11 protein-coding genes are annotated in these 14,357 nt (G+C 73.7%); 5 read left to right on the top strand and 6 right to left on the bottom strand.

Features of this window, described 5'->3' with window-relative positions; all coding sequences use genetic code 11:
* Window positions 1-100: 100 nt before the first annotated feature.
* The 3 genes from ACWD3O_RS05375 to ACWD3O_RS05365 all read right to left on the bottom strand — a co-directional run bounded on the left by ACWD3O_RS05375 (window position 101) and on the right by ACWD3O_RS05365 (window position 3,045).
* Window positions 101-1,720: a penicillin-binding transpeptidase domain-containing protein gene (locus tag ACWD3O_RS05375; RefSeq protein ID WP_451414903.1), complete on the bottom strand. Its 1,620-nt coding sequence runs from the start codon at window positions 1,718-1,720 to the stop codon at window positions 101-103.
* Window positions 1,721-1,826: 106 nt separating this feature from the next.
* A complete protein-coding gene (locus tag ACWD3O_RS05370) occupies window positions 1,827-2,702 on the bottom strand; it encodes a TatD family hydrolase (RefSeq protein ID WP_451408518.1) in 876 nt (291 codons plus the stop codon).
* A 34-nt stretch (window positions 2,703-2,736) separates the two neighbouring features.
* Window positions 2,737-3,045, bottom strand: a complete 309-nt coding sequence (locus ACWD3O_RS05365; protein ID WP_451408519.1) for a hypothetical protein — start codon at window positions 3,043-3,045, stop codon at window positions 2,737-2,739.
* Window positions 3,046-3,186: 141 nt separating this feature from the next.
* On the opposite strand from ACWD3O_RS05365, the gene ACWD3O_RS05360 reads away from it, so the two are divergent.
* Complete coding sequence (locus tag ACWD3O_RS05360; RefSeq protein ID WP_451409018.1) at window positions 3,187-3,786, top strand: Uma2 family endonuclease; 600 nt, start codon at window positions 3,187-3,189, stop codon at window positions 3,784-3,786.
* On the opposite strand, the gene ACWD3O_RS05355 is transcribed toward ACWD3O_RS05360, so the two are convergent.
* Genes ACWD3O_RS05355 through ACWD3O_RS05345 form a run of 3 tightly spaced genes read right to left on the bottom strand, consistent with a single transcriptional unit; the run spans window position 3,783 to window position 7,302 of the window.
* On the bottom strand, window positions 3,783-4,682 hold the full coding sequence (locus tag ACWD3O_RS05355) for a 4-(cytidine 5'-diphospho)-2-C-methyl-D-erythritol kinase (RefSeq protein ID WP_451414902.1): 900 nt from the start codon (window positions 4,680-4,682) through the stop codon (window positions 3,783-3,785). The genes ACWD3O_RS05360 and ACWD3O_RS05355 overlap by 4 nt on opposite strands.
* Window positions 4,679-5,551 carry a 16S rRNA (adenine(1518)-N(6)/adenine(1519)-N(6))-dimethyltransferase RsmA gene (gene rsmA / locus ACWD3O_RS05350; protein WP_451414901.1) on the bottom strand — a complete coding sequence of 291 codons (873 nt, stop codon included), beginning with the start codon at window positions 5,549-5,551 and terminating at the stop codon, window positions 4,679-4,681. Before rsmA ends, ACWD3O_RS05355 begins: the two co-directional genes overlap by 4 nt.
* Before the next feature lie 44 nt (window positions 5,552-5,595).
* Entirely contained in the window at window positions 5,596-7,302 is a 1,707-nt protein-coding gene (locus ACWD3O_RS05345) for a dolichyl-phosphate-mannose--protein mannosyltransferase (RefSeq protein ID WP_451414900.1), read from the bottom strand.
* Between the two features lie 63 nt (window positions 7,303-7,365).
* On the opposite strand from ACWD3O_RS05345, the gene rsmI reads away from it, so the two are divergent.
* The 4 genes from rsmI (at window position 7,366) to ACWD3O_RS05325 (ending at window position 14,257) form a co-directional block, all read left to right on the top strand.
* Window positions 7,366-8,265: a 16S rRNA (cytidine(1402)-2'-O)-methyltransferase gene (rsmI, locus tag ACWD3O_RS05340; RefSeq protein ID WP_451408523.1), complete on the top strand. Its 900-nt coding sequence runs from the start codon at window positions 7,366-7,368 to the stop codon at window positions 8,263-8,265.
* Between the two features lie 90 nt (window positions 8,266-8,355).
* Complete coding sequence (locus tag ACWD3O_RS05335) at window positions 8,356-10,164, top strand: ABC-F family ATP-binding cassette domain-containing protein (RefSeq protein ID WP_451414899.1); 1,809 nt, start codon at window positions 8,356-8,358, stop codon at window positions 10,162-10,164.
* A gap of 206 nt (window positions 10,165-10,370) precedes the next feature.
* A complete protein-coding gene (locus ACWD3O_RS05330) occupies window positions 10,371-12,398 on the top strand; it encodes an outer membrane protein assembly factor BamB family protein (protein WP_451414898.1) in 2,028 nt (675 codons plus the stop codon).
* A 62-nt stretch (window positions 12,399-12,460) separates the two neighbouring features.
* The gene (locus tag ACWD3O_RS05325; protein WP_451414897.1) at window positions 12,461-14,257 is read left to right on the top strand and encodes an outer membrane protein assembly factor BamB family protein; all 1,797 of its coding nucleotides are present in this window, start codon (window positions 12,461-12,463) and stop codon (window positions 14,255-14,257) included.
* The last annotated feature ends 100 nt before the right edge of the window (window positions 14,258-14,357 follow it).

Here is a 14,357-nt window from a genome sequence, read left to right as displayed (position 1 = left end):
GGGGGGCGGCACATTGCCCTCCCGCGATCTCCGCACCCCGGCCCGGCATCGGGCGTCGCCGCAGGTCAGCGCCTCCGGACGCAAGGGGGCGTGATGGTGGTCACCCCGTCGCGCGCAGCACCGCGGCCACCATCGGGCCCGCCGCCTCGCCGCCCCGGCCGCCCTGCTGGGCGACCGCCGCGGCGGCCACGTCGCCGCGGTAGCCGGTGAACCAGCTGTTGGGGAGTTCCTGGCCGTCGACCTCCGCCGAGCCGGTCTTGGCGCCGATGTCCGGCCCGAGCCCGGCCATCGCCGCCCGTCCGGAGCCCTGGGTGGCGGTGAGCTGCATCATCTGCCGCAGCTGCTGGGCCACCGCCGGGGCGAGGCCGCGCGCCGTGGCGATTTCACGGTCGTCGGCCTCGGGCGACACCAGGTAGGGCTGCCGGAACGTGCCGGTCTTCGCGGTGGCGGTGATCGAGGCGACGTTCAGCGGACTGAGCTGCACCTGGCCCTGGCCGATGGCGTTGGCGGCGCGGTCGGGTCCGCCGGAGGGCGGCACGCTGCCGTCGAAGGAGACGATGCCGGTCTTCCAGTCGTCCCGGCCGAGGCCGAACCGGTCCTGGGCGACCTGGGTCAGGGTGTCGTCCTCCACCTCGTCGATCAGCTTGATGAAGGCGGTGTTGCAGGACCGCGCGAAGCTGTCGGACAGGGTGGCGTTCTCGTTCGGGGTCAGGCCGGTGATGTTCTCGAAGGTCTGGCCCTGCCACACCGCGGTGTCCGGGCAGGGGGCCGCCCCGCCGGCGCTGGTCACCCCCTGCTCGATCAGCATGGCCGCGGTCACGATCTTCATCGTGGAGCCGGGGGCCAACTGCCCCTGGAACGCGGCGTTGAAGCCGTCCGAACGGTGGTTGGCCACGGCCAGGACCTCGCCGGTGCTGGGCTTCAGGGCGACCAGCGAGGACTCCTGGTACTGCGCGACCGCCTTCTCCGCCGCCTCCTGGGCGGAGGCGGAGAGCGTGGTGCGGACCGTGCCGGCCTTGCCCTTCGAGACGGTGAGCAAGGTGGTGTCCGGGGTGTTCGGGTCCTGGTGGCGGATCGCCAGGTCCACCGAGGGGCTGCCGCCCGCCGAGGCGCCGTAGCGCTCCCGGAGCTGGTCCAGGATCGGCCTCAGCGAGGGGTACTTCTCGGCGGTGAGCACCGTGCCGTCCCGGTCCACGGCCTCGATGGCCGGGGCGTCGGACGGGCCGGTGACGAGGGTGTCGCCCTCCTTCAGCCGGGGGTGGACGACCGACGGCGCCCAGTCGACCAGCGGCTTGCCGGTGGTGCGCCCGCGCACCACGGACAGTTCGCTGTCGTAGGTGAGCGCCTTGCTCTTCCCGTCCGCGCTCACCGTCGCCTTCACCGTGAAGGGCACGGTCGGGCCCTTCGCCTTCTTCGGCGTGATCCGCACGTCGCCGACCGAGGCCTGCCCGGCCATCTGGTCGAGGACGGGGCCGGCGGCCGTCTCGTCGTTGGTGGCCGCGGCGGCGGCGTACCCGTCGCCCTTCTCCCAGGCGGCGAAGAACGCGGACGACGCCTCCTCGACGTCGTCCGCGTCCAGCGGATCGTCCGGATCGGCGGCGAACACCCCGACGTCGTCGCTCCCGAAGGCCGACAGGATGTTGTAGCCCCCGTAGCCGGCCCCGCCCAGCAGCACGACGCACGCCGTGGCGACGACCGCGCCCTTCACTGCCTTGCGCATTGCCTTCCCCTCCCCAGGGTCCCCCTGTTACTGGTGGTACCGAGGAGGACGAACGGGAGAGACCATACGGTTCTGCGACAGGTGTGCGACGGCTTGTCCACAGCCCTCAGTAGCCGAAGGCCCGGGCGGTGTTGGCGGCGATCGCCTCGCAGAGCGCGTCCTCCGGCACGCCGCGCACCTCGGCCATCGCCCGCACGGTGACCGGGATCAGGTACGGGGCGTTGGGGCGCCCGCGCCAGGGGGCCGGGGTCAGGAACGGCGCGTCGGTCTCCACCAGCAGCAGCTCCGCCGGGGCGACGGCCACCGCGTCCCGCAGGTTCTGGGCGTTCTTGAACGTGACGTTGCCGGCGAAGGACATGTAGTAGCCCTCGCGCGCGCAGATCTCCGCCATCCCGGCGTCGCCCGAGTAGCAGTGGAAGACGGTGCGCTCCGGCGCGCCCTCCTCCTTCAGGATCCGCAGCACGTCCTCGTGGGCCTCCCGGTCGTGGATGACCAGCGCCTTGCCGTGCCGCTTGGCGATCTCGAGGTGTGCCCGGAACGACCGCTCCTGCGCGGCCCGGCCCTCGTCGCCGGTGCGGAAGTAGTCCAGGCCCGTCTCGCCGACGGCCTTGACGTGGTCCAGCGCGGCCAGCGCGTCGATCTCCGCGAGCTGCGCGTCAAGAGCGGCGTCCCCGCCGGGCTCGCGCGCCCCCTGCCGCGACCAGCCGTCCGGGTCGCCCATCACGACACGGGGCGCCTCGTTGGGGTGCAGGGCGACCGCGGCGTGGATGTCCGCGTGGGCGGCCGCGGTCTCGGCGGCCCACCGGGAGCCCTTCAGGTCGCAGCCGACCTGGACCAGCGTGGTCACCCCGACGGCCGCCGCCGCGGCCAGGGCCTCCTCGACGGTGCCGGACTGCATGTCCAGGTGGGTGTGCGAGTCGGCGACCGGGACCCTCAGCGGCTCGGGCGCCGGCGGGGCTTCGGCGTGGTTCTTCGAAGGCATGCCTCCGATCCTACGAACGTTCCCGGGCGGCCGGTCACGCCGTGGAGCGCTGCCACCAGTGCCGGGTGGGCCGCTGCCCCTGGTGCGAGCCGTGCAGCAGCTCGTCGAACTCGTGCACCACACCGGGCCGCATGATCCGGACCACGTGACTGCCGCAGTTCAGGCAGGTCGGCCGGGACAGCGGCGACGGCACGGTCTCGCCGCCGGCGCGGTAGGTCACCACGCCGCTGCCGTCGAGGCGGACGTGGTGCTCGATCTCGTAGTCCTGTTCCCAGCCGTGCCCGCAGCGCATGCAGGCGAACGCGTACGCCTCGTGGACCTGGCGGGGATGCTGCGTCGTCATGGCGGAACTCCTTCCGACGCCCTCCCCTCCAGGTTAGGACCGCGGCGCGGCATCGGAGTCGTCACTCATGGTGATGACGTGATCGCGAACGGACGGCTACCGTGGAGGCGGGCAGCAGGGATTTCGTCCATGGGAGGAACCATGACCGCCGCCAAGCCCGTACAGCACCCGGCGCACTGGCCGGTGCCGCCGCAGGACGGCTGGACCGTGGACGACCTGTTCACGCTGCCGGATCTCCCGCCGCACACCGAGCTGATCGACGGGAGTCCGGTCTTCGTCGGCGCACAGCGCATCTTCCACACCGATGCGATGGACGTGCTGGTACCGGGGCTGCGCAGGACCGCGCCCGACGGCCTCAAGGTCGAGCGGGAGATGACCGTGGTCCTCGACCGGCGCAACGGCCCCGAGCCCGACATCTGCGTCGTCCGCGCCGAGGCGGTCAAGGACCCGCGGCGGCAGACCTCGTTCCAGGCGGCCGACGTGGTCCTCGCGGTCGAGGTCGTCTCGCCCGATTCGGAGGCGCGCGACCGGGACACCAAGCCCCGCAAGTACGCGGCAGCGGGCATCCCCCACTTCTGGCTGGTCGACATGGCGGGGCAGGACGACCACGTCGTCGTCCAGGTCTACGAACTCGGCGAGGCCACCGGCACCTACGCCCTGACCGGCATCCACCACGAGCACCTGAAGCTGACGGTCCCCTTCGACATCGACATCGACCTGACCGCGATCGACAGCCTCTAGACCACCGTCGCGCCCGGCGCCGGGCCGGTGGCGAGGCGGACGTCGCGGCAGGCGCCGGAGGCGGTGAGGGCCTCGGCGACGCGGGCCGCGGAGGCGGCGTCGCGGGCCAGGTAGGCCGTGGTGGGACCGGAGCCGGAGACCAGGGCGGCGGCCGCGCCGGCCTCGCGGCCCACCCGGAGGGTGTCGGCCAGCTCGGGGAAGAGGGAGAGCGCCGCCGGCTGGAGGTCGTTGGAGACCGCCTGGGCCAGCGCGTCCACGTCGCCCTTCGCGAGGGCGGTCAGCAGCGACTCGTCCGCCACCGGCTCCGGCACCGGCCGGCCCTCGGCGAGGCGGTCGAACTCGCGGAAGACGGCCGGGGTCGACAGCCCCCGCGGCGCCATCGCGAACACCCAGTGGAAGTCGCCCCCCACCTCCAGCGGCGTCAGCAGCTCACCGCGCCCGACGCCCAGCGCCGCCCCGCCGACCAGGCTGAACGGCACGTCGCTGCCGAGCTCCGCGCAGATCTCCAGCAGCTCCGCACGGGACGCGCCCGTGCCCCACAGGGCGTCGCAGGCGACCAGCGCGGCCGCGCCGTCCGCGCTGCCCCCGGCCATGCCGCCGGCCACCGGGATGTCCTTGTCGATGTGCACGTGGACCGCGGCGTCCCGCCCGTACCGCGCGCCCAGGGCCAGCGCGGCCCGCGCGGCGAGGTTGCTCGCGTCCAGCGGGACCTGGCCGGCGTCCGGCCCGGAGCAGGTGACCCGCAGCTCCTCGGCCGGGGTGACCGTGACCCGGTCGTACAGCCCGACCGCGAGGAAGACGTTGGCCAGCGGGTGGAACCCGTCCGGACGCGGGGCGCCCACGGACAGCTGCACGTTGACCTTGGCGGGGACCCGGACGGTCACGCCGCCGCTCACCCCTGGGCCCCCTTCTGCTCGGCGATCCGCGCGAACTCGTGCACCGTGAGCGCCTCGCCCCGCGCCTGCGGCGACACCCCGGCGGCGACCAGCGCCGCCTCCGCGGCGGCGGCCGACCCGGCCCAGCCCGCCAGCGCCGCTCGCAGCGTCTTGCGGCGCTGCGCGAACGCGGCGTCGACCACCGCGAACACCTCACGCCGGGTGGCGGAGGTCGCGATCGGCTCGGCGCGGCGGACCAGCGAGACCAGCCCGCTGTCGACGTTGGGCGCGGGCCAGAACACGTTCCGCCCGATCGCCCCGGCCCGCTTCACCTCGGCGTACCAGTTGGCCTTCACCGACGGCACGCCGTACACCTTGTTGCCGGGGCCCGCGGCCAGCCGGTCGGCGACCTCGGCCTGCACCATCACCAGCGTGCGCTCGATGCCGGGGAACGTCTCCAGCATGTGCAGCAGCACCGGCACCGCCACGTTGTACGGCAGGTTCGCCACCAGCGCGGTCGGGGTGGGACCGGGCAGCTCACGGACCTGCATCGCGTCGGAGTGGACCAGCGCGAACCGGTCGGCGCGCTCCGGCATCCGGGCGGCGATCGTCGCGGGCAGCGCGGAGGCCAGCACGTCGTCGATCTCCACGGCGGTGACCCGGTCGGCCACCTCCAGCAGGGCCAGCGTCAGCGAGCCCAGACCGGGGCCGACCTCCACCACGGTGTCCTCGGGGCGGACCTCGGCGGTACGGACGATACGGCGCACCGTGTTGGCGTCGATCACGAAGTTCTGGCCGCGCTGCTTGGTGGGGCGGACCCCGAGGGCGGCGGCGAGTTCGCGTACGTCTGCGGGACCGAGAAGGGCGTCGGCGGGGGTGGGGCTGCTCACGGCACCAGCGTACGTTGCCCCGGCCGCCTCCCCCGCCGGTGCGGTCACACCCAGGTGTCCAGCCACATCCGGCTCTGCCACTCCTCCAGCGGGATCGACTCGCCGGCGAGGATCGGCCAGAAGTGCGCGAAGTTCCACACCACCAGCAGCACCAGCAGCCCCACCGCGGAGATGCCGGCCACCCGCCGCGTCTCGTGCGCGCCCGGCCGCCCCAGCAGCGCCCCCGCCGTCATCGCCAGCGCCAGACACAGGAACGGCACGAACACCACCGCGTAGAACAGGAAGATCGTCCGCTCCTGGTACATGAACCACGGCAGGTACCCGGCCGCGACCGCGCACAGGATCCCGCCGGCCCGCCAGTCACGGCGCAGCGCCCAGCGCCACAGCACGTACAGCAGGGCCAGGCAGCCCGCCCACCACAGCATCGGCGTGCCGATCGCCAGCACCTCGCGGGCGCACTTGTCCGCCACGTCCACCGGGCAGCCGTCCTGGCCGGGGCCGGGCGACTCGTAGAAGTAGGAGACCGGGCGGCCCATCACCAGCCAGGACCACGGGTTCGACTGGTAGGTGTGCGGCGAGGTCAGCTCCACGTGGAAGCCCCACACCTGGCTCTCGTAGTGCCACAGGCTGCGCAGCCAGTCCGGCAGGAAGGACCACCAGCCGCCCTCGCCCGCGGTGGCCGCCCAGTCCCGGTAGTAGCCGCCCGAACCGTCCCGGGGGGAGAGGATCCAGCCCGTCCACGACACCACGTAGGTGACGACGGCGACCGGCACCGTCGACAGGAACGCGGGGACGACGTCCCGGCGCAGCACCGCCGCGTACGGGTGCCGGGCCCCCGCGGTGCGCCGCGCGCCCACGTCCCACAGGACCGTGAGCAGCCCGAACGCGGCCAGCACCGGCAGCCCGCTCCACTTGGTGCCGATGGCCAGGCCCATCATCAGACCGGCCGCCCACCGCCAGGGCCGCGCGCCCAGCCGCAGCGCCGCCGCGATCTCCGCGTCCGGCCGCACCAGATGGAACTCGTCGACCGGCAGCGCCGCCGCCAGACGCGCCCGCGCCCGGTCCCGGTCGACCACCAGGCAGCCGAACGCGGCCACCACGAAGAACATCAGCACGCCGTCCAGCAGCGCGGTGCGGCTCATCACGAAGTGCAGGCCGTCCACCGCCAGCAGCAGCCCGGCCAGGCACCCCAGGAACGTGGAGCGGAACATCCGGCGGCCGATCCGGCACACCAGCAGCACCGACAGCGTGCCGAGCAGCGCCGGCATGAACCGCCACCCGAACGGCTCGAAGCCGAACATCAGCTCGCCCAGCCCGATCACGTACTTGCCGACCGGCGGATGGACCACGTACGCCGCCTCGGTGGGCAGCGGCACGTCCCCGGCCCGCTCGATGATCAGCTTGTCGACGTCCTTGGGCCAGCTCAGCTCGAACCCGCGGTGCACGAGCGCCCACGCGTCCTTCGCGTAGTACGTCTCGTCGAACATCACCGCCCGCGGGTTGCCCAGGTCCCGGAAGCGCAGCAGGCCGGCGAAGAGGGTCACCAGGAGCGGCCCCACCCATCCGGACCACCGCGCCAGCCTCGCGCCCGTGCCCGGGGCGATCCGCAGCGTCTCCCACAGCCGCGGGCCGGGCGACATGAACGGCGGCACCAGGCGGCTGCGGACGTCGTCGGCGGGCGGGCCCGCCGCCACTTCCTTGAGCGGCGCCCGCTCCTGCCGGAGATCCGTCTCGGTCGGGGTACTGGTCACCGCGCCATCGTAGGGAACCGGGCGGTGCGTGGGGCAGGGTTGTCGTCCTGCGACGATGGAACGGTGACCGATACGCCTGCCCCGCAGCCCTCTCCCGCCGCCCCGTCGTCCCCGGGGGGCGGCGTCCTCGTCCTCGCCGGGACGCCCATCGGGGACGTGGCCGACGCCCCGCCGCGCCTCGCCCAGGAACTCGCCACCGCCGACGTGGTCGCCGCCGAGGACACCCGCAGGCTGCGCCGCCTCACCCAGGCGCTCGGCGTGCGCACCGAGGGGCGGGTCGTCTCCTACTTCGAGGGCAACGAGACCGCGCGCACGCCCGAGCTGGTGGAGGCCCTGCGGGGCGGCTCCCGGGTGCTGCTGGTCACGGACGCGGGCATGCCGTCGGTCTCCGACCCCGGGTACCGGCTGGTCGCGGCGGCCGTCGAGCACGACATCAAGGTCACCGCCGTGCCGGGGCCGTCCGCGGTGCTGACCGCGCTGGCGCTGTCCGGGCTGCCGGTGGACCGGTTCTGCTTCGAGGGGTTCCTGCCGCGGAAGGCGGGCGAGCGGCTGGGCCGGCTGCGGGAGGTCGCCGGGGAGCGGCGCACCCTCGTCTACTTCGAGGCGCCGCACCGGCTGGACGACACCCTCGCGGCGATGGCCGAGGTCTTCGGCGGGGACCGGCGGGCCGCGGTGTGCCGTGAGCTGACCAAGACGTACGAGGAGGTCCGGCGGGGTGCGCTGGCCGAGCTCGCCGCCTGGGCGAAGGAGGGCGTGCGCGGGGAGATCACCGTGGTCGTCGAGGGCGCCCCCGAGCCGGCGCCGGGCGACGTCGACGCCGAGGAGCTCGTGCGGCGGGTGCGGGTGCGCGAGGAGGCGGGCGAGCGGCGCAAGGAGGCGATCGCGGCGGTCGCCGCGGAGGCGGGCCTCCCGAAGCGGGAGGTCTTCGACGCGGTCGTCGCCGCCAAGAACGCCCCCCGCTGACCCCACCGCCCCCGGGACCGGAGCGTGGGGCGGGGGCGGCCACGGGGGCTAATCTGGGGCGCTGAGCTCGTTCCCCTCGGTTGGAGTGAAATGGCCGTCAACCTGGTCAATGTCGAGAACGTCCGCAAGGTGTACGGCACCCGCACCCTCCTGGACGGCATCTCCCTCGGCGTGTCCGAAGGCGACCGCATCGGCGTCGTCGGACGCAACGGCGACGGCAAGACCACCATGATCCGCATGCTCGCGCAGCTGGAGGAACCGGACTCCGGCCGCGTCACGCACGTCGGCGGCCTCCGCATGGGCGTCCTGACGCAGCACGACTCCCTGGACCCGGCCGCCACCGTCCGCCACGAGGTGATCGGCGACCTCGCCGACCACGAGTGGGCGGGCGACGCGAAGATCCGCGACGTGCTCACCGGCCTCTTCGGCGGCCTGGACCTGCCCGGCTTCCCCCAGGGCCTGGACACCGTCATCGGCCCGCTCTCCGGCGGTGAGCGCCGCCGCATCGCGCTCGCCAAGCTGCTGATCGCCGAGCAGGACCTGATCGTCCTGGACGAGCCCACCAACCACCTCGACGTCGAGGGCATCGCCTGGCTCGCCGCCCACCTCGCGGCCCGCCGCTCCGCGCTCGTCTGCGTCACCCACGACCGCTGGTTCCTGGACCAGGTCTGCACCCGCATGTGGGACGTGCAGCGCGGCGACGTCCACGAGTACGAGGGCGGCTACTCCGACTACGTGTTCGCCCGCGCCGAGCGGGAGCGGATCGCGCAGACCGAGGAGGTCAAGCGGCAGAACCTGGTCCGCAAGGAGCTGGCCTGGCTGCGCCGCGGCGCCCCCGCCCGCACCTCCAAGCCCCGGTTCCGCGTCGAGGCGGCCAACGAGCTGATCGCGGACGTCCCCCCGCCGCGCGACACGAGCGAGCTGATGAAGTTCGCCTCCTCCCGCCTCGGCAAGACCGTCTTCGACCTCGAGGACGTCACCGTCACCGCGGGTCCCAAGACGCTGCTGGAGCACGTCACCTGGCAGCTCGGCCCCGGCGACCGCATCGGCCTGGTCGGCGTCAACGGCGCCGGCAAGACCTCGCTGCTGCGGGCCATGGCGGCCGCCGCCCGCAGCGACGGCGAGGAGCAGCCCGCCGCCGGAAGGATCAAGGTCGGCAAGACGGTCCGGCTCGCCTACCTGTCCCAGGAGGTCGCCGAACTCGACCCCGACTGGCGGGTCCTGGAGGCGGTCCAGCGGGTGCGGGAGCGCGTGGACCTCGGCAAGGGCCGCGAGATGACCGCGGGTCAGCTCTGCGAGACGTTCGGCTTCACCAAGGAGAAGCAGTGGACGCCGGTCGGCGACCTCTCCGGCGGTGAGCGCCGCCGCCTCCAGCTGCTGCGGCTGCTGATGGACGAGCCCAACGTCCTCTTCCTCGACGAGCCCACCAACGACCTGGACATCGAGACCCTCACCCAGCTCGAGGACGTCCTCGACGGCTGGCCCGGCTCGATGATCGTGATCTCCCACGACCGGTTCTTCGTCGAGCGCACCACCGACCGGGTGTTCGCGCTGCTCGGCGACTCCACGCTGCGGATGCTGCCGCGCGGCATCGACGAGTACCTGGAGCGCCGCCGGAGGATGGAGGAGGCCGCCGCCGCCTCCGCGCCCGCGCCGGCCGCGAAGCCGGCCGCCGCCGGGCGGAGCGCGGCGGACGAGCGGGCCGCGAAGAAGGAGCTGCAGAAGATCGAGCGGCGGCTGGACCGGATCTCCGAGCAGGAGGGCAAGCTGCACGGACAGATCGCCGACAACGCCACGGACTTCGCGAAGGTGGCCGAACTGGACGCGCAGCTGCGCGACCTGGCGTCGGAGCGGGACGAGCTGGAGATGCGGTGGCTGGAACTGGCCGAGGACGCCTGACGGCAGCGGCGTCCTGACGGCGCGTCACCCATAACGGGGGCGTCACGGGCCGGTTCTCCCTTGGGAACAGGGGAGGAACCGGCCCGGCGTGTTCCGGCGTGGGTGATAGAAAAGGCCCCGGTATGACAACTGGTCCCTGAGTGTCGCTGAGGGGCCCAGGTAGCGGCCAGGCGCGGGGCGTCGGTCAGTGAAGAGGGGGAGGCGCTGTGACACAGCCGCCCGAACAGCCGTCCCGGTCGTCCGACGATCCGCTGCGCAAGCGGGAGCCGCAGGACGCTCCGCCCCCGGGGTACACCGCCCCGCCGGAGCCGCCCGCCGGGCCCGCCGCGTCCGCCGCGTCCGCCGACCCGGGCTCCGGCTCCGGCTCCGGCGCCGGCTCCGGTGAGGCCACGCCTCCCGCCCCGGCCGCGCAGCCTCCCGCCGCGCCCCCGCAGCCTCCCGCCGCGCCTCAGGGCGGCTTCGGCGCCCCGCAGCCGCCCGCGCAGCCCGGTTTCGGCGCGCCCCAGCACCAGCCGCCCGCCGGCGGGTTCGGCGCCGCCCCGTCCGGCTACGGGACCCCGCAGCCGGGTCCGTACGGCACGCCGCAGCCGGGACAGCCCGGACCCTACGCCGCGGGCCCGTACGGCCAGCCGGGCCAGCCGGGCCAGCCCGGCCAGCCGCACCCCGGCGGCCCCTACGCCCCGCAGCCCGGATGGCAGCAGCCCGGCGCCGGAGGCCACCCGCAGGGCGGCGCCTACCCGGGTGCCCCCTGGCCCCCCGGCGCCCCGCAGCCCGGAGCGGGCGGGGCCTCCGGTTCCCGCAACCCGTTCAAGACCCGCCCCGCCCTGGCGATCACCGCCGCGGCCGTCGCCGCGGCGGTGGTCATAGCCGGCGGCGCCTGGGCGCTGGTCGGCGGCTCCGACGACACGGACGAGAAGGCGGGCCCGCAGCCCACCCAGGAGGCCCCGTCCCCCGAGCCCACCACCAGCGTCGACACCGGCGACGGCGACGGCGGCGGGGGCGAGGAGGTCGACATCAACGGCGAGCGCGCTCCCGGCGAGTCCCGCGTCGCCTGGTTCAAGACCGCGCCGGACACCCCGAAGGGCGGCTCCCGCGCCCCCGGCATGTGGATCGTCGGCGACGTCGCCGCGAAGGCCGCGTACAAGCAGGTCTTCGGCTGGAAGGCGGCCGACGGCGGCGAGGCGTGGAAGCCGGTGACCTTCCCCGAGGAGATCTGCGCGGTCAGCAGGAACACCACCGGGGACGGCAAGATCGCCGTCGCCTACAAGAGCGGCAGCAGCGACCGCGCCAAGTGCAACCGCGTCCAGCAGGTCGACCTGCGCACCGGTGGGAAGGGCTGGGAGATCGAGGTCGAGGAGGGCGGCCTCTTCGACGGGACCAGCGACCTCTCCCTCAGCGTCGCCGGGGACACCCTGGTCGTCGGCCGCTCCCAGTCCGGCGTGGCCTACGACGCCGGGACGGGCAAGAAGCGGTACGAGATCGAGAAGTACGGCGCCTCCTGCTTCCCCTCCGGCTTCGCCGGCGACTCCGAGCGGCTGATCGTCGCCGCCTCCTGCGCCGCCGCCAGCGCCAAGGAGCACGACGAGATCCGCGAGCTCGACCCGAGGACCGGCAAGGTCCGCTGGACGACCTCGCTGGACAAGGGCTGGGAGGTCGAGAAGGCCTACAGCGTCAGCCCGCTGGTCGTGTACGCCATCAACCGGGACAAGGAACAGGGCAGCATCACGGTCATCGGCGCGGGCGGGAAGATCGGCGCCCACGTCCAGCTCGACGGCAAGACCGAGATCGACGTCCGCTGCTCCGGCTTCTCCATCTTCAACAAGGCCTTGGAGTCCTGCGACTTCGTCGCCGACGAGCAGAACATGTACCTGCCGACCAAGAGCGTCACCGGCCCCAACGAGATCCTCGCGGTGGGCCTGGACACCGGCAAGGAGAAGTGGCGGGTGAAGTCCCCCGCCGACGCCTCGATGCAGCCGCTCGCCGTGGAGAACGGCAAGCTGATCGCCTACGTCCGGCCCACCTACGACAAGGGCGGCCAGGTGGTGGCCGTGCCGACGGCCGGTGCGCACAAGCCGCAGAAACTGCTGCAGAACCCGGCGGCCGGCGCCCGGCTGGAGACCTCGTTCTTCACCCCGGACGTCGCCTGGTCCGGCGGCCGTCTCTTCCTCTCCGTCGACATGCTGACCGGCAACGACGACCAGGAGGAGAAGCTGATGATCGCCTACGCCGAGTAGCCGCCGGCCCGCCGCGCGTCCCCCGAGCCGACGTACCCACCCGAACCTTCTTGAGGTATGCCATGACCCAGCCGCCCGAGCCCGGCCGGCCCCCGCAGGGGGACGGCGGCGCGCACGACCCGACCCAGGTCGCCTTCGGCAAGAACCCGCAGCAGCCGACGCCGCAGCCGCAGCCGCCGCAGCAGCCGACGGCGCAGCCGCAGCCGCCGCAGCAGTCGACGCCGCAGCCCCCGCAGCAGCCGTACGCCCAGCCTCCGGCCGCGCCCGCTCCGGCCGGGCCGGGTACGCCGCCGCACGCCCAGCCGCCGGCGGGGTACGGCTATCCGCAGACCCCGCCGATGCCCAACCCGTACCTCCAGCAGCCGGGCGGGCAGCCTCCCCAGTACGGCTATCCGCAGCCCGCCACCCTGCCCGCGCCGCCCCCCGCCGGGCAGCGCTCCGAGGCGGAGCGCAAGGCACTGCGCGCCCAGGTGGCGATCGTGGTCTCCGCCGTGGTGGCGATCGCGCTGATCATCGGCGGCGGCGTCTGGTACTCCGGCAGCAAGGGCGACAAGCCCGGTCCGGTCGCCGGCGGCGGCGGTGACGGCAAGACCGGCGGCGGTACGGAGAAGGTTCCGTCCGACCCCTCGGCGCGGCTGCTCTTCGAGCTGGCGCAGCCCACGGTCGAGAAGGGCCTGCAGGTCACCGTGGAGGGCTCCTGGCTCACCAAGGACGCCTACGTGAAGAGCGGTTCCTCGGAGATCACGGGGTACGACCCGGCGAGCGGCGCCGAGAAGTGGTCGATCCCGCTGCCCGGCCCGGTCTGCTTCGCGTCGCGGCACGTGACGGGGGACGGCAGGACGGCGATCGTCCACGAGCCCGCCAAGCCGACCGCCGAGACGCCGACCACGGGCTGCAGCGAGGTCACCGCGCTCGACCTGGCCACCGGCAAGAAGCTGTGGACCAAGAACGCCAAGACCGGTGACCGCCCGGTGCGGTTCGACAACGTCACGGTCAGCGGGACCACCGTCGCGGCCGGCTCCAGCTACGGCGGCGCCGCCTGGGACCTGACCGACGGCGGCTCGCTGTGGCAGCCCAAGCCGGGCGACACCTGCAACGACTACGGCTACGGCGGCGGCAAGGCCCTGGTCGCGCTCCGCAAGTGCACCTCCGCCGCGGCGCAGATGCTCATCCAGACCATCGACCCCAAGGAGGGCACGGTGCTCTCCGAGTACAAGATGCCCGAGGGCGTCGAGTACGCGTCGGTCGTCTCCACCGACCCGCTGGTGATCGCGGCCGACGTCGGCCGGACCGCCGGCGACGGCAGCGGCGTCTCCGACCTGTTCTCCATCGACGCCGCCACCGGCGAGCTCCGCGCCAAGATCTCCGCGCCGGGCGACACCTACGCCGGCGACTGCGACGGCGTCACCCGTGTCGAGCAGTGCGCGAACATGGCGGTCACCCAGGACCGCCTCTACCTGCCCACCGAGGAGCACACCACCGGCGGGGCCGACGCCGGCCGCACCAACGAGGTCGTCGCCTTCGACCTGGCCACCGGCAAGGCGGGCAGGAAGGCGGACGCCGGCGACGGCTGGGCGCTGGCGCCGCTGCGGGCGGACGGCGACGACGTCATCAGCTACAAGCGGGGTCCGTACGACAAGGGCGGTCAGATCGTCAGCATCGACGGCACCACCATGAAGCAGACGGTGCTGCTGCAGATGCCCAACGACGAGAAGGCCCGTGACGTCGAGATCGAGTTCTCGCCGGACCACCAGGAGTTCCTGTACTCCGCGGGCCGCCTCTACATGAGCCAGGTCTACGTCCGCGACGCCGACCAGGCGGACGAGAAGCTGGTCGTCGCCTACGGCACGAAGGGCTGACGGAGCAACCCGGCGCCCGGCGATGCGACGATCGGGGCACTTGTCGGCCGTTGGGGGCGCGCCGCGTCGAACAAGCGTGTAGCTTCCCGGTCCATACGGG

The sequence above is a fragment of the Streptomyces sp. NPDC002640 genome (assembly GCF_053592575.1).
The sequence above is the reverse complement of the archived record's forward strand: the minus strand, read 5'-3'. Positions and strand labels throughout refer to the sequence as shown.